This is a genomic window from Pannonibacter sp., assembly GCF_051860505.1.
Taxonomy (GTDB): domain Bacteria; phylum Pseudomonadota; class Alphaproteobacteria; order Rhizobiales; family Stappiaceae; genus Pannonibacter.
The window spans coordinates 82825-103672 of the sequence record NZ_JBHYDX010000001.1; the positions used below are offsets into that span (position 1 = coordinate 82825).

Sequence of the window (20848 nt, forward strand, 5' to 3'; positions counted from 1 at the left end):
TGGGCGCAAGTCAAGTCACGGGTCAGTCGACCAGCGCATAGTAACGCTGCGACAAAGCGCGCAGCTTCGGTGATGAGAAGTACTTCAGCTTGGCCGGCTGCACGTCATAGGCGATGCCGACCCGGGTGCCGGCGCGCCACCGGATCGTTGCCAGCGCCACCGTGTTGTCGAGCTCGTCATAGAGCACCAGCTCCTCGGGCAGGGTGATCCCCTCCGGGACAGTCAGCCGCGCGCCGCCCGCCGACACATCATAGATGCCGCAGTCGCACAGGAACCTGTTGTCGGCATCGGCCAGCCGTCCGGCCCTGAGGCGGGTGCGCTGGCGCGGCTGACGGCGCAGGTCCTTGGTTGCGGCGGAAACGGAACGCATGGCAAGCCTCCTTTGCAGGTCTTGCGGCTGTAGGGAGCCCGCTTGCGACAAAAAGGCGAGCTCCGGGCCGGTTGCAACCCACTTAGGCTTTGTAGGGCTTGCCTGAAGCTTGCGTGAATATTCCGCAGCGGGATCGGACGTTTCAGCTGACTGGTGTCTCGGCGACAGGGGTCAGAACGGTGCGGTGGTGGAACCAGCCGGTCAGGTTGTCGACAACCAGCTGCCCCATCGCGTTGCGTGTTGCCTCGGAGGCCGAGCCCACATGCGGCAGAAGCACGGCGTTCGGCAGGTCCAGCAGCGCCTGCGGCACATGCGGCTCGTTCTCGAACACGTCGAGCCCGGCCGCCAGGATCGTCCCCTTGCGCAGCGCTTCGGCAAGCGCCGTTTCGTTCACCACCGATCCCCGGCCGATGTTGATCACGACACCCTGAGGTCCAAGAGCTTCCAGCACCCGCTCGCCCACCATATGGCGCGTTTCCTCGCCGCCGGGGGCGACCAGCATCAAGGTGTCGACGGCTTCGGCCAGGCTGACGAGGCTGGGGTGATAGGTATAGCCGACGCCGTCCTGCCGGTTGCGGCCGTGGTAGTGGACCGCCATGCCGAAGGCTTCGGCCCGTTCGGCAATGGCCTTGCCGATGCGGCCAAGGCCGAGAATGCCCAGCGTGCGGCCGCGCAAGGTGCCGCGTGTCAGGGGAAAGGCGCCCTGGCTCACCCACTTGCCCTGCCGCAGCCAGCGTTCGGCGGCCGGCAGTTCGCGGATGGTCATGATCATCAGCGCAATCGCCGTATCGGCCACTTCGTCCGTCAGCACGTCCGGCGTGTTGGTGACGATGATGCCCTTCGTGCCGCAGTAGGCCGCATCCACATTGTCGTAGCCGACGCCGAAATTGGCGACGATCTCCAGCTTCGGCAGCCTGTCCACCAGAGCCTTGTCGATCGGCCGGAACGAAATGGCGATGCCGCGGATTCGCTCTGCCACATCACGCAGCATGGCCTCCCGGTCGGCAGCCTCGTACAGCTTGTGCAGGGTGAAATGCGGCTCCAGCCCGCCGAGAATCATGTCGCGCATCGGGGCGGGGACGAGAATGTCGGGGCGGCTCATGGGCATGTCCTTCAGGCATTGGTGGCAAGGCTGGCATATCAGACCAGCCTGCCTGAGCTTGCAAGGGCTTCGCGTGTCTTTCCGGTTCGCGCGATGGTTGACCCGACATGCCGCCTTTGACACAGTGCGCCAGAGCCTGGGGAGAGGCGCCGGAGCGGTCCGGCGGCACGCTTTGTTCCCGGAGCGGGAGTAAGCATGCCGAGCCTGCCCGACTTCGTGAACCGTCTGTCCGTTGGCGCGGCGTGGCTGGCGGTGATCTTGTTTTCCGCAGCCGGTCTGTTGCTTGCCTTTGATGGTCTGTCCGGTTTTATAGCGCACCGTGCCTTGCCGCACGCGGGAGACGCCGCGCAGCTGCTCGGGCTCTGGGGGGCCCTGCTTCCGCTTGCCTTCCTCTACAGTGCGAGGCGCAACTGGAGCCCGCAGCATTTCAATGAGTCCGCCGGGCGCGGGGCGGAGCGACGGCGCATGTTGAAGCCTGGCCCCCGGTTGATCCAGTCGCTTGTCGTCGTCGTTGCGCTGTTTGTCACGGGGCTCGGCTTGGTGCAATTGCTGCCTGCCTTTGACGATGGTGGCTGGTCGATCCTTGCCGCGCTGGCGCTGCCGACCGGATTTCTCCTGGTGTGCCTGCAGGCGATCACGGATATGGCGCCGCGTCCCCTCGCCACCAGACCTGATGCCAGACGCAAGGCGCCACGATGACAGCCGATGCTATGACCGGCCTCGGCGGTCTTTTCCTTCTCGTCTCCCTGCTCTTGATGCGCATGCCCGCCGCGCTCGGGTTGCTGGCTGTCGGGCTTGCCTTGATGCTTCTCTCCGGTGCCCCGGTTGGCGGCATTCCGGCGGTGATACTGGCAACACTTGACCGGCAGGATGTGCTCGCCATTCCGCTGTTCCTGTTTTTCTCGCATGTGATGGTGAAGGGGGCGGCGGCGGATACCTTGCTGCGGTTCAGCCAGGCCCTGGTCGGGCATTGGCCCGGCGGCTTGCTGGTCGCTGCGGTTGCTGCCAGCGTTCTCCTCGGCTTCGTGACCACCTCTGGCGTTGCAGCCACCGCAGCTTTGGCTGCGCTTGCCATGCCTGGCCTCCTTGCTGCCGGCTACCCACGTTGGCTTGTTCTCGGACTGATGGCCGGCAGTGGCACGTTGACCCTGCTGCTGCCGCCATCCATGCCGCTGATGATGCTTGGGCTGGTGATGGATCAGCCGGTGGGTGATCTCCTCATCGCCGGGGTCTATCCCGGCTTGTTGCTGTCGGTCCTGCTTCTGATCATGGCATGTGTCCTCGGCGCGCGGTTCGGCCGGCGTCACAAGAAGATGCCAGCCCCCCGACGCCGGGAAGCCCTGATTGGCGGCGTTCCCTTGCTGCTACTGCTTGGCGTCCTCGTCAGCTTTGCTTTCTTTGCCGATCTGGCAGCCGCGCAACTGGCGGCGATTGCGGCGACGCTGGCGGTTCTCGTCATTTGCGGCGTCTATCGCCGTTTGCCGTTGCGCCAGTTGGCAGACACCGCCTTTGAGAGTGCTGTCGGCGCGGCGTCGCTGCTGGCTATTGCAGCGGGCGCAAAGGCCCTGCTGCTCGGCCTGTCGGTCACCGGTTTTCCCGGCGCGCTGGTGGATTTGGCAACGGGGCTGCCTGGGGTCGCCGTCTTCATCGTCCTGCTCAGCCTGCTGGTCATCGTGCTGGCGTTCCTGCTCGACGGGCTCGGCCTGTTGCTGGTGGTTCTGCCTGTCCTGTTGCCGGCCGCGCTCGTGTTGGGTCTCGATCCGGTGTGGCTCGCGGTCTATTTCGTACTGCTGCTGCAGGCTGCGCTGGTGCTGCCGCCCTCCGGGCTCAATCTCCTGATCATCCAGGGACTGGCCCGGTCACAGCCTGCGGAAATCACGGAAGGGGCGGCGGTGTTTCTGGTGCCGCTCGCACTTGTGGCTCTGGTCTGGTGCCTCTGGCCCGGGTTGCCCTTTGGCGAACCGGTCATCCTCACCCTTGTGCCCACCGCCTGGTGATCCCTTGATATCTTCGTCATGCCATGGCTCGACCATGGCATCCATGCCGTGACCTCTCCTGTCCGGTGGCACCCATTATGACTGGCAACGCCGGTCCCGAAGTCCTTCGTCACCCGCATCGGGAGGCAAGGGCGTGGATGCCATGATCAAGTCATGGCATGACGGCTGCTAGAGTTTGGCGTCTTTTCCTCGCCCCTCCGCACCCGCACGGGGGCGGGGATGACCTTCGGAACGAAACTCAGTCCAGCCTACTGACCAGGCGTCCATAGCCGGGACATGTCGAAGGCATGCACATCCTTCAGCAGCTCCACAAAGCCCTCAGCGGCATGGTCCAGCGAGGCCTTGCCCTTTTCTGCCGTGGCACGGGCGGCGTTGCCCACGGCACCGGCTGGGTTGAGGTCTTGCGCCTTCCAGCCGAACTGCTGCTGACCGTGGCCGCGCAGATATTTAAACTCCTTGATGAAGTCCTGCTGCGCCGAGGGGAAGTCGATGGCCTTGTCCATGCGCACCAACTCCGGATGCAGATGCAGCATGATCGAGGTCTCGATGTCACCGCCGTGGATGCCATAGGTGAATTCTTCGGCCGGGAACACGCCCTCCGGCTGGCCGAAACGCGACCAGGCGGTGGCTGTCACCAGCATGTCGTGGCTGTTGCGCAGCTCCCGCGCCACGATGTCGATGATCGGCACGTTGCCACCGTGGGAGTTGATCAGGACCAGCTTGCGGATGCCGGCGCGGGCGACGCTCTCGCCGATGTCGATCCAGGCCCGCGTCAGCGTCTCCCAGGAGATGGTCAGCGTGCCGGGCGAGGAAATATGCTCGTTCGACTTGCCGATCTGCTGCACCGGCAGGAACGTCACCGGCAGGTCGTCAGGCAGCAGCTCAACGGTGCGGCGGATTTGCCCCTTGGCGATTGCCGTGTCTGTCCAGACCGGCAGATGCGGCCCGTGCTGCTCGATCGCCGCCACCGGCAGCACGGCAATCCAGCCGCTGGTGTTTGAGCCGGAGAAGTCGGTCGTGGTCATCTCGTGCCAGAAGCGGCGCGGCAGGGCGGTCATGAAAGGCCTCGCTGGAGCAATCGGAAGGTCCGCCGAGATTAGCCGCCTGTTCCCCTGCCGTCATGCCCGTTCTTGTGGCGATACGGCCTGTCCCGGTGGCTCACGCAAAACTGATCAAAGGCGTTAATGGCCGTTAACGGCTTGGAAATGCCCCTCAGGCATCGTCTTGCCTATGGTGACCGCTCTTGCCGCCCTGTCGGCTGGGGCCACCCCGCGTGGAGGCTACCAGTCCCAGCAAGGCCCGCTCACGGCTGATCCGCGTGACCGGGACGGGACAGTCGTGTCCGCCCGCCAGAGCGCCGCCGCCGCCCCGCGTCAGGCCGAACGCACCGGCGCTGTGGCCACCTTTTCTGCCGTGGCCCTGCAGGTATTGCAGGATGGCGAAGCGCTGCAGCCGAAAGACAACCGCAAACCCGGGCAGTCGCCCCGCCCGCCGTCCAATCCGTCGCCCGGCGGTACAGATGCGGGACAAGCAGCTGCGCAAGCTCAAGCGCAGCCACAGGATGCAACAGCGGATGCATCTGCGGCTGCATCTTCCGGTGACAGCGAACCGGTGACGGGCGCGTCCAGCGAGGAAGATCCGGATCAGGACGGGCTCACAGAGGAAGAGGAAGAACAGGTCGAGAAACTGAAGCAGCGCGACCGCGAGGTGCGGGCGCATGAGCAGGCGCATGCCCGGGTCGGTGGCCCTTATGCCAGTGCGCCCAGCTATACATTCCAGCAAGGGCCGGATGGCGGTCGCTATGCCATTGGCGGCGAGGTCCAGATCGATACTTCGCCTGAAAGCGAGCCGGAAGCCACGGTCCGGAAGATGCAGATCGTCATCCGTGCCGCGCTCGCCCCGGCCGAGCCGTCCTCACAGGATTTGCGGGTGGCACAGCTCGCCCGTTCGCAATTGCAGGAAGCCCAGGCGCAGGCCCGCGCCGAAGCCGCTGCCGAGCTGCGCGGCGAGGAGGAGGGAGCGGCGGAGGCCGGACAGACATCGGCGGTGACCGGTCCTGCCGACAGGTCGAACCCGGCAGGTCCGTCTGATCGTGACACAGAAGGATCCGGCTCCTCCGAAAGCCCCATTGCCTCCCGGGCGGACGAGCGTCGCTCTAAGGAGACAGCCAATGCCTATCAGCGTGCATTGGAGCGCTTCAGCCGGGAGGAGACGGCACAAGGCGTCTCGGGATTCTTCGCCTGAGATCAACTGGCGCCGGTTGTTTTTGCCATCTGGTGCTTGAGTTTGTCACCCGGTGGCCGCAATTAGCATCGATACGTGTTTTGCCTTCCTTCTGCGCTCATCCGGATTCCCGCCATGTCCCATCTCGCCCGCGCCCGGCTCGCCGTGGCCATCGTGTTCTTTGCTGTCGGCAGCCTGGTTGGCACGTGGGCCTCGCGCATTCCGGACATCAAGTCCTATCTCGGCCTTTCAGAGGCCGGCTTCGGGGTGCTGCTCTTGATCATGGCGGTTGGCGGTATCCTGTCGTTTCCCCTGTCCGGCCGGGCCATCGACCGTTTCGGCGGTGTGACCGGGGCGCGGATCGGCGTTGCACTGTGCTTCGTCTTCTTTGCGCTCGTGCCGCTCGCCGGATCCGTCTGGGTGATCGCGCCGATCCTGGCCGCCTTCGGTGCCATCATCGGCGCATCGGACGTGGCCATGAACGCCTGGGCCGCCGAGGTGGAAAAGGCCATGGCCAAGCCGATCATGTCCTCGTTCCATGGCCTGTACAGCCTGGGGGCGGGCGTTGGCGCCGGCTTCGGCGGTCTCACGATTTCGCTGGGCTGGAGCGTGTCTACCCATGTCTGGGTCGTGCTCGCGGTCCTCTCGGTTATCTGCCTCATTTTCTTGCGAGTGCCCTGGACGTCCGAAACGCGTGAAACCTCAGGCAGACGTCCGCCGCTGGTGGCCCTGCCGCGCGGCGGGCTGATCTTCATCGGCGGCATGGCCTTTTGTGCCGCGGTCAGCGAAGGGTCTGCCGTCGACTGGGCCGCGCTCTACCAGATCCAGGAACTGGGCATCGAGCCGTCGATGGCGGCCATCGGCTTTTCGGTCTTTTCGGTTGCCATGGTCGGCATGCGCTTTGCCGGCGATACCATCATCGCCCGCTTCGGCCAGATGAACACCGCCATCGCCAGCGGCATTACCGCCGGCATCGGCGCCATGATCTTCGTGCTCGGCAGCGACCCTTATGTGATCTGGCTCGGCTGCGGCATCATGGGGCTCGGCAATGCGGTGATCTTCCCCATCGCCTTCTCCCGCGCCGCTGCTGATCCGGACATGTCGCCGGGCGAGGCGCTGGCCGCCGTCTCGACGCTCGGCTATGGCGCCTTCCTGTTCGGCCCGCCGCTGATCGGTTTCATTGCCGAAGCGTCGTCGCTGCGGGCCTCGTTTGTGTTGATCGCCGTGCTGTCGTTCCTCATCGCCGTCTTTGCCGTTCTCGGCCGGCGGCAGGAACGGCGGGTGCTCTGAGGATCGGCACCTAGAGGCTGTGGAGGAACCGCCTCGCGGCCTCGCCATGCTCGTGGCGCAGGCGGCCTGTGTCGATATGGACCGGTTCGCCGTCGGTCACGGTCCACGCCCCGCCCACCATCACCCGGTCGGCCCGGTGCGCGCCGCACAGGATCAGCGCCGCGAGCGGGTCTCCCGCACCGGAGAAGCGCAGCTCGTCGAGGGTGAAGAAGGCCAGATCCGCCATCTTGCCGATCGCGATCGCGCCGATGTCGTCCCGGCCGAGACACCGGGCCGAGCCTTCCGTGGCCCAGCGATAGGCATCCAGATGCGTCACCGAGGCCGCGCCATAGGTCAGCCGGTTGATCATCAGCGCGTGGCGCAGCCCTTCCATCAGGTTGGAATTGTCGTTGGAGGCCGAGCCGTCGACGCCGAGGCCCACCGGCGATCCGGCCGCCTCCAGCTCCTTCGTCCGGCACTGGCCCGACGCCAGCACCATGTTGGAGGTCGGGCAATGGCAGACGCCGACGCAGGCATGACCAAGCCGGCGCACCTCGTCGTCGTTGAAATGGATGCCATGCGCCAGCCAGGTCCGGCTGGTCAGCCAGCCGCAGTCCTCGAGGTAATCCACCGGGCGGCAGTTGAACTTCGCCTCGCAATAGGCGTTCTCGTCGTGGGTCTCGCCCAGATGCGTGTGCAGGCGGCAGTCATGCCGCTCGGCCAGAGCGGCGCTTTCCTTCATCAGCTCGCGCGTGACCGAGAAGGGCGAGCAGGGCGACAGCGCCACCTGCAGCTTCGCGCCCTTCGACCGGTCATGGTATTTCGCCAGCACCCTTTCGCAGTCGGCCAGGATCGTGTCCGTCTCCTGCACCACGCTGTCGGGCGGCAGGCCGCCGTCCTTCTGGCTGAGGTTCATGGACCCGCGCGTCAACGTCATGCGCAGGCCCACCCGCTCGGCCTCCTCGGCCTGGATGTCCATCGCCGCTTCCAGCCCGCCCGGATAGAGATAATGGTGGTCGGCGGCGGTGGTGCAGCCGGACATCATCAGCTCCGTCAGGGCAAGGCGGGTGGCGAGGCGAAAGGTCTTCGGCGTCACGGCCCGCGCCCAGATCGGATAGAGCGCCTGCAGCCAGGGAAACAGTTCCTTGTTGATCGCCTCAGGGTGGGCCCGGGTCAGGGTCTGGTAGAAGTGATGATGCGTGTTGACGAGGCCGGGCACGATGACATGCCGTCCGGCGTTGAAGGTGCCGTCCACCGGTAGCATAGGCGTGCGGCCGCGCCCCACCAGTTCGGTGATGACGCCGTCCTCGACGACAATCCCCCGTTCCGCGCCCTCACTGAGGATGGCGATCGGGTCCTTGATCCACAAGCGCATGATTAATCCGGTCCTTTTGATCGAGACGTGATCTGGACCTGCAGGCTTTGATAGCGGTGTTCAACTTCACCGCCCGAGTTCCGCACAGGGCTTCCTGGGGGCATCCTCTGCTCTTTCGAGGCGATGCCTGCTTTGCGCCTTTACAGGCAAGCAAGGATACGTGACCGGATTTCTGGCACAACCTCCAGGCTTCTGTCGAGCCGCTCGCGCCATTTTGGCCCGTTCTGCCGTGCGTCTTCCCAGGCCTGTGCCAGATCATCGGGCCGGTCTTCTGCCAGCGCGTCGATCAGAAATGCCGCCTGTAGCCGGTCCTTGCGCGCCTTGAGGCTGCCCGGTCCCTCGCGGCGACGGTCTGCAACGATCAGTTTGTGGATGGCAAAGCGCTCCGGCCGGGGGATCTGCACCAGCACGCCCGAACGATAGAGAACGGCCGCCGGGATGGGGGCTGCGATCAGGTAGTTCAGGAAATGCAGGGACTGCGCGCTGACACCGAGAGCCTCCAGTGGGCGAAGGTCCTCCTCGGCACGGAACGAGGGGGTGAGAAACTCCACCAGCGTGTCGTTTCGGGTTTGCCGCCAGCGCCACACCCGGCCCGGGTCGAGGCTTGGCACCGGATCAAAGGTGAAGTCCGACAGCACGTCCTGGATTGGTGGAGAGACCTGCTCCTCTTGCGAGAGAGAAAGCGACAGTTGCTCGAAGCTGGCGATATCCATGTCCTGCGTCATCGCCGTCTGGTCAAAACGGTAGCGGATGCCCAGTTCTCCTTCATAGAGACGGAAGGCATGGGTACCGATCACAGTGCCGCCAAGGCGGAACACCCCGGCGGTCGCCATGGCCGCGAGGAGGCTGCCGGTGGCGCCGTCGGAGCCGAGAAAGCCTTCTGCGCGCAGCAGCCGGATCAGCCGGGAGCGTTCCTTTTTGCGGGCCTCTGTCTCGTCTTTGAGGGCTTGGTGACGGTCAATGCGGGCCTGCAGGTCCTCGCTGTCTTCGCCAATGTAGCGTTTGCGCACGTCGGTGCCGACCCGGTAGGTGTCGTACCAGTAGGTCTTGCCCTTGCGGGTGACCCGCGTCGGCGTGCCACGCATCCCGGCCACTGATTCATCGAGCAGCGATCGAAGCAGGTCGTGATAGGCGGCGTGGCTGACAGGGGAATGCCGTTGCATGGCGCTCATGTTCAACGAATGAAAATTTTGTTGAACATAGCATTTCGGGACGTGTTCAACAAAAATTATTTTCGTTGAACATGGGCCGAGCCTCGCAGACCTCAGTCCGCCTTTGCCGCAATGACCTCCACCTCCACGACAAACTCCTCACGCGTGAAGCCGCCGACGATCATCAGCGTCGAGGCGGGTGGGGGCAGGGCGGTGAATTCGTCGCGGGTCTTCATGTAGCCGGCCATGTGTTCGCGCGCCGTGACATAGGCGTTGATCCGCACGATGTCGGCCAGCGTCATGCCGGCTGCCTGAAGGATGTGGCCAATGTTGCCGAAGCACAGCCGGGTCTGGGCCTCGACGCCCTGTGGGATCACGTCATCGGGTCCAATGCCGAGCTGGCCGGAGCAGAACACCAGCCTGTGTCCGGCCGGCACTTCCACGGCGTGGCTGTAGCGGGCAAAGGGTGGGCGGATTGTTGTCGGCGTCACGGCGCGGGTCATTTAACGGCCTCGGTCTCGATAGGTTGCGGCGCGGAGCCATAAATGCCTTGCGTTGCAGGCAGATGGAAGGAAACTGGTTCGAAGGCTAGAAACGGATGTCGATCTGCGCAAGGCGTATGCATGCTGAAGTGAGTGGCATATGACTGGAAATTATGCACAGTTGACCATGGGGGAGCCCAGCAATTTTGGCCAGAAGTCGGCGCTGCATATGCGCAGTTGCCGGTGAGGCAACGCAGCTTGAACGTGGCACAGGCCTTGCAGAACGTGTTCAGCGTGATTGCCTGAACCGCTCCCAGGGCCTGAGGAGGCACAGCGGCAGAGCTTTGACAAAAGCACACGGAGGCGGAAGACAACATGCGTAAAGTGACTTCTCTTGCAGGCCTTGCCATGGGCCTGGCTTTCACTGCTGGCCTCAGCACCAGCGCTCTTGCTCTTGACGAAGTGAAGTTCGGCACCAACTGGCTCGCCCAGGCTGAGCACGGCGGCTACTATCAGGCGGTTGCCGACGGCACCTATGAAAAATACGGCCTCAAGGTCGAGATCCTGCAGGGCGGGCCGCAGGCAGCCAACCGGGCGCTGCTGCTGGCCGGCAAGATCCAGTTCTACATGGCCGGCAACATGCTGCAGCCGCTCAGCGCGCTGGCGGAAGACATTCCGGTGCTGGAAGTCGCCGCGATCTTCCAGAAGGATCCGCAGGTCCTCATCGCCCATCCCGACACCGGCATCGAGACCTTCGAGGATCTGGCCAAGCTGCCGACGATCTTCATGGGTGCGGACGGCTTTGCCTCCTATTTCCAGTGGATGAAGTCGGCCTATCCCGGCTTCAAGGACGAGCAGTACAAGCCCTACCAGTTCAATCCGGGTCCGTTCCTGGTCGACAAGCAGTCGGCGCAGCAGGGTTACATCACCTCCGAACCTTTCGCCATCGAGACGGAAGGCGGCTTCAAGCCGAAGCTGTTCCTGCTCGCCGACGCCGGGTTCGAGACCTATTCCACCCTGATCGAGGGCCGGAAGGACTTTGTCGAGGCCAACAAGGATCTCACCCAGCGCTTCGTCGATGCCACCATCGAAGGCTGGTACAATTATCTCTACGGCGACAACACGGCAGCCAACGCCCTGATCAAGGCCGACAATCCTGAAATGACCGATGACCAGATCGCGTTCTCGATCGCGACCATGAAGTCGTTCGGCCTCGTGGAATCCGGCGAGGCTTTGGACAAGGGCATTGGCTGCATGACGGATGCCAAGCAGCAGGCCTTCTATGACGCCATGGTCAAGTCCGGAGTCGTCAAGGAAGGCATCGACATCAAGCAGATCTACACGACCGAGTTCGTCTGCAAGGGCGTCGGCATGAACCTGAAGAAGTGAGATGATGTCGGGCCGGCGGGGGATTCGTCCCGTCGGCCAGCGACCGCCTCCCTGCTTTTGGTTGAACGGAGCCCGTGCGTCCCATGTCCGCAGTGCCTGAAACCGCCAGCCTGGCTTTCGCCGGGCGGGTGCCTGCCTCGTCCCGTCCGCTTGTCCGCCTCAACGGCGTTTCCAAGACCTTTTCCAATGGCACCATTGCCCTCAAGGACATGACCCTTGATGTCGGGCAGGGCGAGTTCATCAGCCTTCTGGGGCCCTCCGGCTGCGGCAAGTCGACGGCGCTGCGCATCGTCGCCGGGCTGGGGGAGCCGTCCTCGGGAAGCCTTGACTGGCCCACCTCGGAGCACAATGCGGCCGGTAAGCCCGAACCGGAGATCAGCTTCGTCTTCCAGGAGCCGACGCTGATGCCCTGGGCCACGGCCTTCGAGAATGTCTGGCTGCCCCTGCGCCTCAAGGGCCTGCCGCGCAAGGCTGCCGACGAGCCGGTGATGGAGGCCCTGTCGATGGTCGGTCTCGACCAGTTCCGCGATGCCTATCCGCGCGAACTGTCCGGCGGCATGAAAATGCGCGTCTCCATCGCCCGCGCGCTCGTGACCCGGCCGAAGCTTCTCCTGATGGACGAGCCCTTTGCAGCCCTCGACGAAATCACCCGCTTCAAGCTCAACAACGACCTTCTGCGTCTGTGGCAGCGCTTCGGCTGGACGGTGCTCTTCGTCACCCACTCCGTTTACGAGAGCGTCTATCTCTCCAGCCGCATCGTGGTCATGGCCGCCCGCCCGGGCCGGGTGGTCAGTGACCTTGCGATTGACGCGCCCTATCCGCGCGACGAGGCCTTCCGTACCTCACCAGTCTACAACGAGCATTGCCGCCACACCTCTGCCGCCCTGCATGCGGCCATGGACGGGGGAGAGCACCTATGACCGCACTTGACCCTGCAAACGGACCCGTGAAGGGGGCTGCGACGGGGGGCGCTGGATCCCAGGCCGCGCACATGGATACCCCGCCCTTGATGCCACGCGCCGAGGAGGCCGGTGACCGGCTGATGCGCTTGATCATTCCGGTGGTGATGCTGGGGCTGCTGGTCCTCCTGTGGGCCTGGTATGTGGTGGCTTACGACGTCCCGCATTACATCCTGCCCAGCCCGTCGCGAGTTGCCCAGTCGCTGGTCAATGACTGGGCGACGTTGTCCTCTGCCCTTCTGGTAACGCTGAAGATCACTTTCATGGCCCTTGGGCTGGCGCTGGCCGGCGGTGTCGGTCTCGCCATCCTCATGACCCAGTCGCGCTGGGTCGAACTGGCGATCTATCCCTATGCGGTCATCCTGCAGGTGACGCCGATCGTGGCCATCGCGCCGCTGATCGTCATCTATGCGCCGACCACTCAGGTTGCCGTTCTCATCTGCGCCTTCATCGTCGCCTTCTTTCCTGTCCTGTCCAACACGACGCAGGGGTTGAAGTCGACGGACCACAATCTCCTCAACCTGTTCGAGATGTATGGCGCCAGCCGCTGGCAGACCCTGCGCTATCTCAAGCTGCCGGCCGCCTTGCCGTATTTTCTCGCTGGCCTGAAGATCGCCGGTGGTCTTGCCCTCATTGCCGCCGTGGTGGCCGAGTTTGCCGCCGGCTCAGCGGGCGCAAACTCCGGGCTCGCCTACCGGTTGCTGGAATCCCAGTTCCGCCTCAACATTCCCCGCCTCTTTGCCGCGCTCCTGCTCCTGTCCCTGACAGGTGTGCTGATTTTCGCCCTCACCAGCGCGGTGTCCCATCTTCTGTTGCGCCGGTGGCATGAAAGTGCCATCCGCCGGGAGAACTGATCCATGCGTGAAGTCCTGTCCGTTCCCATTCGCGGCACTGCCTGCCTCAGCCGTGCCCGCGTTCCGGCCGTGCTGTTGCCGCAGGCCGTTGCCGGATCCGATCCCTCGGCCCTGGTGCTGGTCGACATCGAGATCGAAGCCGGCACCATCCTCTCGATCACTCCGTCCGGCAGCCGTCCGCCGGTTTGCGGCGACTACAGCTATGACCTTGACGAGGGGCTGGTGCTGCCGACGCTGGTCGACATGCACACCCATCTCGACAAGGGCCACATCAGCCCGCGCCGGCCCAATCCGGATGGCACCTTCATGGGCGCGCTGACCGCTGTCGGCGCAGACCGGACCGCCAACTGGACGGCGGAGGATGTGCGCGCCCGCATGGAGTTCTCGCTCCGCTGCGCCTTTGCCCATGGCACGTCGCTGATCCGCACCCACCTTGACAGCCTGCCGCCGCAGGAGAGCATCTCCTGGCCCGTGTTCGAGGACGTGCGCGCCGACTGGCGCGAGCGGATCGAGTTGCAGGCCGCCTGCCTCTTCGGCATCGATCGCCTGGACGCGGATGACGGGTTCCTGACCGCCATTGCCGACCGGGTTGCTGCCGCGCGGGGCGTGCTGGGCGCCGTCACCTACATGATCCCGCGCCTTGACGAGCATCTTGACGCGATGATGGTCGCCGCCTCGGATCGCGGCCTCGATCTTGATTTCCACGCCGACGAGACCGGCGACTGCAATGCCCGCACCCTGCATCACATAGCCGAGGCCGCCATTCGCAATGGCTTCGAGGGCCGGATCGTCGTTGGCCACTGCTGCTCGCTCGCCCGCCAGCAGCCGGAAGAAATCGACCGCACGCTGGATCTGGTCGCAAGGGCCGGGCTCGGCATCGTTTCGCTGCCCATGTGCAACATGTATCTGCAGGACCGGCAGGCCGGTCGCACGCCGCGTTGGCGCGGGGTGACGCTGCTGCACGAGATGAAGGCGCGCGGCATTGCCGTTGCCGTCTCGTCCGACAACACGCGCGATCCCTTCTACGCCTATGGTGATCTCGATCTGGTCGAGGTCTACACCCAGGCAACCCGCATCCTGCAGCTGGATCATCCGGTCGGCGACTGGATCCGCACTGTCAGCACCACCCCGGCCGAGTTGCTCGGCCGGCCGGAGCAGGGCTGCCTCAGGGAGGGCGCTCCCGCCAATCTGATGCTGTTCCGAGCCCGCAACTGGAGCGAGTTGCTGGCCCGCCCATCCGGCCCGCGCACCATCATCCGCTCCGGCCGTTCCATCGACCGGACCTTGCCCGATTACCGTGAACTGGACGCCGTCCTTGCGGCGCGTCCCAAAGCCCTGGCCAAAGCCCTGGCCAAAGCAGTGGCAGGAGTTGCCTGATGAGCGCTATCGACACCCTGAAGTCCCAGCTGGCCGGCCTTGCCATCGAGGACAATCCGCAGATCGTCAAGCAGAAGAGCCGCGACTTCTTCTGGTACTCGCCGGTGCTGAAACAGCAGCTCGATCACGTCACCGGCGACCTCATCGTGACGCCAAGGTCCGAGGCCGAGGTCATCCGGGTGCTGAAGGCCTGCTACGCCCTCGACATCCCCGTCACGACGCGCGGGGCTGGCACCGGCAACTATGGCCAGGCCATGCCCCTGTCGGGCGGCGTCATCCTCAACCTCGCTGAAATGAACCGCATCCTGTCGGTTCGCCCCGGCGTTGTCGTGGCCGAGGCCGGGGCGATCATCTCGAAGATTGACGAGGAAACCCGTGCCCATTCCGGCCAGGAGCTGCGCCTGCATCCCTCGACCTATCGTACTGCGACCATCGGCGGCTTCATCGCTGGCGGATCCGGCGGCGTCGGCTCCATTTCCTGGGGCGGGCTCAGGGATCTCGGCAATGTGCTGAGCCTCAAGGTCATCACCATGGAAGCCGAACCGCGGGTGCTGCATCTCAAGGGCGCGGACCTGTCCAAGGTCATGCACGCCTATGGCACCAATGGCGTCATCACCGAGGTCGAGATGCCGCTGACCTCCGCCTATGACTGGGTCGATGTCATCGTCGGCTTCGACGCCTTCATGGACGGCGTCGTCTATGCCGATGCGCTGGCCAATCAGGATGGCATTCTCTTAAAGGAACTTGCCCCCATCGCCGCGCCGCTGCCGTATGACTATTTCCTTCGGCACCAGAAGTTCATCCGCAAGGACCAGTCGGTCGTAGTGATCATGGTCGCGCCTTTTGCCATGGATGCCTTCGCCACCTTCACGGCCTCGCATGGCCGCGCCTCGATCCTCTACCGCTCGGACGAGGCGGACGAGGCGACGCTGAAGACCCTGCCGCCGGCCTATGAACTCGCCTGGAACCACACCACCCTGCGCGGCCTGCGCGTCGATCCGACGATCACCTATCTGCAGGTTCTCTATCCCTATCCGGACCAGGTCGCCAAAGTCCGCAAGATGACCGAACTCTTCGGCGACGAGGTCCCCGGCCATCTGGAGTTCGTGCGCTTTGATGGCAAGATCACCTGCTTCGGTTTGCCGGTCGTGCGCTACAGCACGGAAGCAAGGCTCGACGAGATCATCCGCCTGCATGAGGAGGCAGGCTGCCCGATCTTCAACCCGCATCGCTACACGCTGGAAGAAGGCGGCATGAAGCAGACGGATGCGGTGCAGCTCGCCTTCAAGCGCGAGGCCGATCCCAAGGGGCTGCTCAACCCGGGCAAGATGATCGCGTGGGAAGATCCGTCCTACGATTTCACCTCTGGCAAGGTGTTCCTGTTCTCAGGCCTTACCCCGGCCTGATCTCCGGTCCGGCTTTGTTAGATGGCCGCCCTGGGTCCCGCCGGGTCCGGGCCGTCCCTGACGGCTGGCCGCAGCCCTGGCTTGCTCCCCGCAAGGCCGCGTCGAGAATGATCCCGTCTGGAGTGGTCCGATGAAAGTGCTCCTGCTCTATGCCCATCCGGTCGAGACCAGTTTCGCCGCTGCCCTGCGTTCCGAGGTGCGCGGGGCGCTGGAGCATGCCGGACATGAGGTGGATGACTGCGATCTTTACGCCGAAGGCTTCGATCCGCGCCTGACGCGGGAAGAACGGCTCGGTTACCACGACCTGGAACACAACCGGGCCAGCGTTGCGCCTTATGTGCAGCGGCTGCTGGCCGCCGAAGCGCTGGTCCTCGTGCATCCGGTCTGGAACTTCGGTTATCCCGCCATCCTCAAGGGCTTCTTTGACCGGGTGTTCCTGCCCGGCGTGTCCTTCCGGATGGAAAACGGCAAGGTCGTGCCGGCGCTCGCCAATATCCGCAAGCTGGCCATCGTCACCACCTATGGCGGCTCGCGGCTGAGGGCTTTCCTTGTCGGTGATCCGCCGCGCAAGCTCGGCACCCGCGTCCTGCGGGCCGTCATCCATCCCCTTGCACGCACGCGCTATCTCGCGCTTTACGACATGAACCGGGCCACCGATGCGGTCCGCGCCGCCTTTCTCATGAAAGTCCGCAAGACAATGGAGGTCTTCTGAACATGCGGGTGCTGGTTGTCTATTGCCATCCCTGCCCGGAAAGTTTCAACGCCGCCGTAAAGGAAACCGTGCTCTCGACGCTTGTGTCGTCCGGGCATGAACTCCGGGTCCTTGACCTTTACGGCGAGAATTTCCAGCCTGCCATGGGCGCTGAGGAGCGACGCGGTTATCACGACGAGGGCGGCAATGTGCGCCCGGTCGAGCGCCACGTCGAGGCGATCCTGTGGTGCGAGATGATCGCCTTTGTCTATCCGACCTGGTGGTTCGGCCTGCCGGCCATGCTGAAGGGCTGGCTCGACCGGGTCTGGGTGCCGCATGTCACCTTCGAGATGCCGACCGAGACGACCGGCATGCGCCCAAAAATGCAGAATATCCGCAAGATCGCGGTCATCACCACTTGCGGTGCCACTTGGTGGGTGTCCAAGCTGATGGGGGAACCGGGACGCAAGACACTGCTGCGCGGCATGCGCGTCCTGTGTGCCCCGCGCTGCAAGACCCTTTATCTGGCTCACTACCGGATGGACAGCTCGACACCGGCCAGTCGGGCGCAGTACCTTGAAAAGGTTCGCAGGAAACTTGCCCGGTTTTGAAGCTTTGCCACGCCGCTGTCATTTGACGGTTAAGGAACGCGGCTAGTCTCGCGACGAATCGTGCGGGGCTGGGATCCCGTGTGGTCGCAAGCTAGGCTTCGCCAACCGGCAGTGGAGTGATCGACGATGGCATTCAGTTACAAGAAGAGCGTGACTTTCCGTCTGCTGCAGGCGGCCAAGGCCCAGCGGGCTCGCTCAGGCGGTCATTTGATGCGCATTGGCCTGCATCCGGGGCAGGAACTGGTGCTGAAGGTGCTGTCGGATGGAGATGGCCGCACGATGAGCCAGCTGGCCCTTGCCCTCGGCGTGCAGCCACCCACCGTGACCAAGATGGTGACCCGGCTTTCGGCCCAGGGTCTTGTCCGCCGCCAGGTATCCGAGACCGATGGCCGTCTCGCCCGCGTGTTCCTGACCGATGAAGGCCGCACCCGCGTCCTGTCCGTCGACAAGGCCTGGAAGCGTCTCGAGAAGGAAGCGATTGCCGGTCTCGATGACAAGGACCGCAAGAAGCTGCGCAAGTTGCTGCGCCAGATCGAGAAGAACCTGTCGCTGACCACCGAGATCGATCCGGAACTCGACAATGACACGGATGTCGATGATCTCGACGAGGACGCGCCCGTCGCAACCGTCGTCCCGCTCGCCGTCGAAGCCTGAGGCTCCCGACGCACGCTGGATTGGCATCGCCGCAACGTGTCGTCATCCGGGGGAATGCCGTACCGCTTTCGTCCTGCATGATCTTTCAGCGGCGCGATGAGCGGTCTAGTGTAAGGGTCTGGCGGCGCACGTGCGTCGCCGGCTGATCGGCCCTCCCGCCAGCGGACCCAAGACAATGACCGAGCCCATCACGCCCCTCCCGTCGAAGGACAGCGAGGCGGCGGCGGAAAAGCGTTCGCAGCTCATCGCCATCGGCATGATCCTTGCGACCTGCCTGTGCTTTTCCATCCTGGACGCCACAGCCAAGTATCTGACGACCTATACCCATTTGCCGCCACTGCAGATCGTTTGGATGCGCTTTGTCAGCCATCTGGTGATTGCCTTCTTCATGTTCCGCATGTGGGCGCATCCTGAGATTTTCCGCACCGACCGTCCGTGGCTGCAGTTCGTTCGCGGCCTGACCATGCTTGGCACCACCTCGTTCAACTTCCTCGCCGTGCAGCATCTGCAACTGGCCGAAACCATGTCGATCTTCTTTGCAGGTCCCATTGTCGTCACCGCGCTCGCCGGGCCGCTGCTGGGTGAATGGGCCGGCATCCGGCGCTGGGCGGCGATCTTTGTCGGCTTCATCGGTGTGTTGATCATCGTTCAGCCGGGCAGCGGGGCAATGCACTGGGCGGTGATCTATTCTGTCGCCTCGATGCTGTGCTACGCGCTCTATGCGCTGATGACGCGCATGCTCACCTCCACCAATTCCACCATCGGCATGCTGGTCATCCCGGCCGTGATCTCGTCCATTGCGATGACCGGACCCGGGCTCGCCGTCTGGGTCAGTCCGCCGGACCTGTTCCACTGGGTGCTGCTGCTGTCCACCGGTGTCTGGGGCGGGCTTGGGCACTGGATCTTCATCGCCGCGCACCGGCGCGCCCCCGCACCGCTTCTGGCACCCTTCACCTATCTGCAGATCATCTGGATGATTGGTCTTGGCTTTCTCGTGTTTGGCGACATTCCCGGCAGCGCCACCATCATCGGCGCCAGCGTCGTCGTTGCCTCGGGCCTCTACATCCTTTACCGGGAGCAGGTGGTGAAGAAGACTTAAGTGAACGGCGGCCCGGGTGGTTGACGCCGCAGCGTTCCCCTTGCCAAATGGCGCCAGATTTCAGGCTTGCGCTTCGGGGGGAACATGCGGGCAGAACACGTTTTGGGGGCAGTTTCGAAGGCCTGTTCCGGCGGGGTGCTGTCGCTTGTGATCGCCGCGGCGCTGTTGACGGGCTGTCAGGTCCTGAGTGACGCCGAAAAGCCGCAGACGCCATCGCAGGCGGCCGGCTTTGCGCCGGGAACCGAGGAAGAGTTCATGCTCGACGTCGGCCGGCGGATCTACTTTGCCGAAGGCGTCGCCGATCTCGACGACAAGGGCCGTGAGACCGTCCTGCGCCAGGCGATGTGGCTCAAGACCAATCCGCGCTGGCTGGCCAAGATCCAGGGCCATGCGGATGAACCGGGCGGGGAAGCGGCCAACAAGCGCCTGTCCGAGCGCCGGGCCAAGGCCGTCTATGATGTCATCCTTGCCCAGGGTGTCGACCCCAAGCGGATCTGGATCAAGGGCTATGGCATCGAGCGGCCGGAGACCGACTGCGATCCGGCCGAGTGTTCTCGCATGAACCGCCGTGTCGTCGTCAACCTGCGCGAGGAGTATGACGACACAGCGCCGCAGCGCTGAGGCTTCGGCATCGGTTGCACCGGCAACAATCGCGCGGCACACTTTCACCTTGCGGGAATCACAGGCTGGCGGCTAGCTGAGCCAGCACGAGGCCCGCATGGGTAACGTTTGAGGTGGCGCGCATGAGCGACAATCCGGGTTCTGGTTCAGGGGTTCACCCCGATGAACCGCGCGGCCGCCGCCTGACGCTGGGCGACATTGCCGAGCGGCTTGGCATTTCCACCGCCACTGTTTCGCTCGCCCTGCGCGATTCTCCGCTTGTTGCCAAGACCACCCGCGACAAGGTCAAGGACATGGCCCGGCAGGTGGGCTACATCTACAACCGCTCCGCCGCCTCGCTGCGCACCTCGCGCACGCAGATCGTCGGCGTTGCCGTGCATGACATCATGAACCCCTATTTCGCCGAGATCTTTTCCACCCTGGAAGATGAACTCGAGCGTCAGGGGCAGATGGTCTTCATCTGCAATCACCGCGACAATGTCGAGCGTCAGCGCGTGTTCATCGACACGCTGCTGCAGCACCGTGCCGATGGGCTCATTCTCTGCGCCTCGGTCGGCACCACGCCGGAAGAGATCAACCGGCTGATCGACCAGGGCATCTCGGTGACCCTCATCTGCCGAGATGTCGAGGGCGCTGCCGCTCCGAGCGTGCGCGGTGACGATGAGACCGGAGCCTTTCTCGTCACCCAGCATCTGATCCGCCAGGGCCATCGCCGCATCGCCATGGCGGGCGGGCGGCGCGAGACCTCGACAGGCCGCGACCGCAACGCCGGCTGGCGTCGGGCGCTGGCAACGGCCGGCATCGATCCGGACTCCCAACTGGACATTCCCGAGCTGATGAACCAGACCGACGGCCAATCCGTGGTGCCGCGCCTCTTGGCTGCGCCGGAGCGTCCGTCGGCGGTCATGTGCTTCAACGACATGGTTGCGCTTGGCATGATGCCAGCCCTGCGCTGGGCCGGTGTCGAGCCCGGGCCGGGCATGGCCGTCACCGGCTATGACGATGTCGATGGGGCTGCCGCGCGGACCCCATCGCTCACCACCGTTGCCAGCCATCCGGACCGTATCGGCTCGATGGCGGCCTCGCTCATCCTGCGACAGATCGGCGGCGAGGACGTGCCCGTCACTCGTCACCTGATCGAGCCGGACGTCAAGATCCGCGACTCCTCCCCACCCCCCGGCGTCCGCCACGGCCGCCGCCTCGGGGCATAAGGGCCGC

General features: G+C 64.5%; 21 protein-coding genes. 15 read left to right on the top strand and 6 right to left on the bottom strand.

Annotation, left to right across the window (positions count from 1 at the left end):
- Window positions 1-22: 22 nt before the first annotated feature.
- Together ACTIFE_RS00355 and ACTIFE_RS00360 are read right to left on the bottom strand one after the other, a co-directional pair.
- Complete coding sequence (locus ACTIFE_RS00355) at window positions 23-370, bottom strand: PilZ domain-containing protein (protein ID WP_439527177.1); 348 nt, start codon at window positions 368-370, stop codon at window positions 23-25.
- Window positions 371-512: 142 nt separating this feature from the next.
- Entirely contained in the window at window positions 513-1472 is a 960-nt protein-coding gene (locus tag ACTIFE_RS00360) for a 2-hydroxyacid dehydrogenase (RefSeq protein ID WP_439527178.1), read from the bottom strand.
- Window positions 1473-1667: 195 nt separating this feature from the next.
- Here ACTIFE_RS00360 and ACTIFE_RS00365 point away from each other — a divergent pair, with 195 nt between their 5' ends.
- Window positions 1668-2171, top strand: coding sequence for a hypothetical protein (locus ACTIFE_RS00365; RefSeq protein WP_439527179.1), 504 nt, complete (start codon window positions 1668-1670; stop codon window positions 2169-2171).
- Window positions 2168-3469 carry a TRAP transporter large permease subunit gene (locus ACTIFE_RS00370; RefSeq protein ID WP_439527180.1) on the top strand — a complete coding sequence of 434 codons (1302 nt, stop codon included), beginning with the start codon at window positions 2168-2170 and terminating at the stop codon, window positions 3467-3469. The genes ACTIFE_RS00365 and ACTIFE_RS00370 overlap by 4 nt, the downstream gene beginning before the upstream one ends.
- A gap of 248 nt (window positions 3470-3717) precedes the next feature.
- On the opposite strand, the gene ACTIFE_RS00375 is transcribed toward ACTIFE_RS00370, so the two are convergent.
- Window positions 3718-4527 carry a creatininase family protein gene (locus tag ACTIFE_RS00375; RefSeq protein ID WP_439527181.1) on the bottom strand — a complete coding sequence of 270 codons (810 nt, stop codon included), beginning with the start codon at window positions 4525-4527 and terminating at the stop codon, window positions 3718-3720.
- 172 nt (window positions 4528-4699) lie between these two features.
- On the opposite strand from ACTIFE_RS00375, the gene ACTIFE_RS00380 reads away from it, so the two are divergent.
- Together ACTIFE_RS00380 and ACTIFE_RS00385 are read left to right on the top strand one after the other, a co-directional pair.
- Window positions 4700-5713, top strand: coding sequence for a putative metalloprotease CJM1_0395 family protein (locus ACTIFE_RS00380; RefSeq protein WP_439527182.1), 1014 nt, complete (start codon window positions 4700-4702; stop codon window positions 5711-5713).
- A gap of 114 nt (window positions 5714-5827) precedes the next feature.
- Window positions 5828-6982: an MFS transporter gene (locus ACTIFE_RS00385; RefSeq protein WP_439527183.1), complete on the top strand. Its 1155-nt coding sequence runs from the start codon at window positions 5828-5830 to the stop codon at window positions 6980-6982.
- A 10-nt stretch (window positions 6983-6992) separates the two neighbouring features.
- On the opposite strand, the gene ACTIFE_RS00390 is transcribed toward ACTIFE_RS00385, so the two are convergent.
- From ACTIFE_RS00390 to ACTIFE_RS00400, 3 genes are all read right to left on the bottom strand, one after another.
- A complete protein-coding gene (locus ACTIFE_RS00390) occupies window positions 6993-8336 on the bottom strand; it encodes an 8-oxoguanine deaminase (RefSeq protein ID WP_439527184.1) in 1344 nt (447 codons plus the stop codon).
- Between the two features lie 140 nt (window positions 8337-8476).
- Window positions 8477-9499 (bottom strand): nucleotidyltransferase family protein, encoded by a 1023-nt coding sequence (locus ACTIFE_RS00395; RefSeq protein ID WP_439527185.1) that lies wholly within the window; start codon window positions 9497-9499, stop codon window positions 8477-8479.
- A gap of 101 nt (window positions 9500-9600) precedes the next feature.
- On the bottom strand, window positions 9601-9990 hold the full coding sequence (locus ACTIFE_RS00400; RefSeq protein WP_439527186.1) for a RidA family protein: 390 nt from the start codon (window positions 9988-9990) through the stop codon (window positions 9601-9603).
- A gap of 354 nt (window positions 9991-10344) precedes the next feature.
- Here ACTIFE_RS00400 and ACTIFE_RS00405 point away from each other — a divergent pair, with 354 nt between their 5' ends.
- The 11 genes from ACTIFE_RS00405 to ACTIFE_RS00455 all read left to right on the top strand — a co-directional run bounded on the left by ACTIFE_RS00405 (window position 10345) and on the right by ACTIFE_RS00455 (window position 20841).
- Window positions 10345-11358, top strand: a complete 1014-nt coding sequence (locus ACTIFE_RS00405; protein WP_439527187.1) for an ABC transporter substrate-binding protein — start codon at window positions 10345-10347, stop codon at window positions 11356-11358.
- A gap of 83 nt (window positions 11359-11441) precedes the next feature.
- Window positions 11442-12278 carry an ABC transporter ATP-binding protein gene (locus ACTIFE_RS00410; RefSeq protein ID WP_439527188.1) on the top strand — a complete coding sequence of 279 codons (837 nt, stop codon included), beginning with the start codon at window positions 11442-11444 and terminating at the stop codon, window positions 12276-12278.
- 89 nt (window positions 12279-12367) lie between these two features.
- Window positions 12368-13171, top strand: a complete 804-nt coding sequence (locus ACTIFE_RS00415) for an ABC transporter permease (protein ID WP_439527365.1) — start codon at window positions 12368-12370, stop codon at window positions 13169-13171.
- Between the two features lie 3 nt (window positions 13172-13174).
- Window positions 13175-14548 carry a cytosine deaminase gene (locus tag ACTIFE_RS00420; RefSeq protein WP_439527189.1) on the top strand — a complete coding sequence of 458 codons (1374 nt, stop codon included), beginning with the start codon at window positions 13175-13177 and terminating at the stop codon, window positions 14546-14548.
- Window positions 14548-15954, top strand: coding sequence for an FAD-binding oxidoreductase (locus ACTIFE_RS00425; protein WP_439527190.1), 1407 nt, complete (start codon window positions 14548-14550; stop codon window positions 15952-15954). The genes ACTIFE_RS00420 and ACTIFE_RS00425 overlap by 1 nt, the downstream gene beginning before the upstream one ends.
- A 130-nt stretch (window positions 15955-16084) precedes the next feature.
- Window positions 16085-16666: an NAD(P)H-dependent oxidoreductase gene (locus ACTIFE_RS00430; protein ID WP_439527191.1), complete on the top strand. Its 582-nt coding sequence runs from the start codon at window positions 16085-16087 to the stop codon at window positions 16664-16666.
- A gap of 2 nt (window positions 16667-16668) precedes the next feature.
- Window positions 16669-17256 (top strand): NAD(P)H-dependent oxidoreductase, encoded by a 588-nt coding sequence (locus tag ACTIFE_RS00435; protein WP_439527192.1) that lies wholly within the window; start codon window positions 16669-16671, stop codon window positions 17254-17256.
- 126 nt (window positions 17257-17382) lie between these two features.
- Window positions 17383-17910, top strand: a complete 528-nt coding sequence (locus ACTIFE_RS00440) for a MarR family winged helix-turn-helix transcriptional regulator (protein ID WP_439527193.1) — start codon at window positions 17383-17385, stop codon at window positions 17908-17910.
- Window positions 17911-18085: 175 nt separating this feature from the next.
- Window positions 18086-19009, top strand: coding sequence for a DMT family transporter (locus ACTIFE_RS00445; RefSeq protein WP_439527194.1), 924 nt, complete (start codon window positions 18086-18088; stop codon window positions 19007-19009).
- 84 nt (window positions 19010-19093) lie between these two features.
- Window positions 19094-19630 (top strand): OmpA family protein, encoded by a 537-nt coding sequence (locus ACTIFE_RS00450; RefSeq protein ID WP_439527195.1) that lies wholly within the window; start codon window positions 19094-19096, stop codon window positions 19628-19630.
- A gap of 122 nt (window positions 19631-19752) precedes the next feature.
- Window positions 19753-20841, top strand: coding sequence for a LacI family DNA-binding transcriptional regulator (locus ACTIFE_RS00455; protein ID WP_439527196.1), 1089 nt, complete (start codon window positions 19753-19755; stop codon window positions 20839-20841).
- Window positions 20842-20848 lie beyond the last annotated feature (7 nt).

Coding starts and splice junctions, on each gene's coding strand:
- ACTIFE_RS00400 (WP_439527186.1), bottom strand. CDS start 9,990: ATGACCCGCGCCGTGACGCCGACAACAATCCGCCCACCCTTTGCCCGC.
- ACTIFE_RS00410 (WP_439527188.1), top strand. CDS start 11,442: ATGTCCGCAGTGCCTGAAACCGCCAGCCTGGCTTTCGCCGGGCGGGTG.
- ACTIFE_RS00375 (WP_439527181.1), bottom strand. CDS start 4,527: ATGACCGCCCTGCCGCGCCGCTTCTGGCACGAGATGACCACGACCGAC.
- ACTIFE_RS00395 (WP_439527185.1), bottom strand. CDS start 9,499: ATGCAACGGCATTCCCCTGTCAGCCACGCCGCCTATCACGACCTGCTT.
- ACTIFE_RS00430 (WP_439527191.1), top strand. CDS start 16,085: ATGAAAGTGCTCCTGCTCTATGCCCATCCGGTCGAGACCAGTTTCGCC.
- ACTIFE_RS00405 (WP_439527187.1), top strand. CDS start 10,345: ATGCGTAAAGTGACTTCTCTTGCAGGCCTTGCCATGGGCCTGGCTTTC.
- ACTIFE_RS00450 (WP_439527195.1), top strand. CDS start 19,094: ATGCGGGCAGAACACGTTTTGGGGGCAGTTTCGAAGGCCTGTTCCGGC.
- ACTIFE_RS00420 (WP_439527189.1), top strand. CDS start 13,175: ATGCGTGAAGTCCTGTCCGTTCCCATTCGCGGCACTGCCTGCCTCAGC.
- ACTIFE_RS00355 (WP_439527177.1), bottom strand. CDS start 370: ATGCGTTCCGTTTCCGCCGCAACCAAGGACCTGCGCCGTCAGCCGCGC.
- ACTIFE_RS00390 (WP_439527184.1), bottom strand. CDS start 8,336: ATGCGCTTGTGGATCAAGGACCCGATCGCCATCCTCAGTGAGGGCGCG.
- ACTIFE_RS00435 (WP_439527192.1), top strand. CDS start 16,669: ATGCGGGTGCTGGTTGTCTATTGCCATCCCTGCCCGGAAAGTTTCAAC.
- ACTIFE_RS00440 (WP_439527193.1), top strand. CDS start 17,383: ATGGCATTCAGTTACAAGAAGAGCGTGACTTTCCGTCTGCTGCAGGCG.
- ACTIFE_RS00385 (WP_439527183.1), top strand. CDS start 5,828: ATGTCCCATCTCGCCCGCGCCCGGCTCGCCGTGGCCATCGTGTTCTTT.
- ACTIFE_RS00445 (WP_439527194.1), top strand. CDS start 18,086: ATGACCGAGCCCATCACGCCCCTCCCGTCGAAGGACAGCGAGGCGGCG.
- ACTIFE_RS00415 (WP_439527365.1), top strand. CDS start 12,368: ATGCCACGCGCCGAGGAGGCCGGTGACCGGCTGATGCGCTTGATCATT.
- ACTIFE_RS00455 (WP_439527196.1), top strand. CDS start 19,753: ATGAGCGACAATCCGGGTTCTGGTTCAGGGGTTCACCCCGATGAACCG.
- ACTIFE_RS00380 (WP_439527182.1), top strand. CDS start 4,700: ATGGTGACCGCTCTTGCCGCCCTGTCGGCTGGGGCCACCCCGCGTGGA.
- ACTIFE_RS00425 (WP_439527190.1), top strand. CDS start 14,548: ATGAGCGCTATCGACACCCTGAAGTCCCAGCTGGCCGGCCTTGCCATC.
- ACTIFE_RS00365 (WP_439527179.1), top strand. CDS start 1,668: ATGCCGAGCCTGCCCGACTTCGTGAACCGTCTGTCCGTTGGCGCGGCG.
- ACTIFE_RS00360 (WP_439527178.1), bottom strand. CDS start 1,472: ATGAGCCGCCCCGACATTCTCGTCCCCGCCCCGATGCGCGACATGATT.
- ACTIFE_RS00370 (WP_439527180.1), top strand. CDS start 2,168: ATGACAGCCGATGCTATGACCGGCCTCGGCGGTCTTTTCCTTCTCGTC.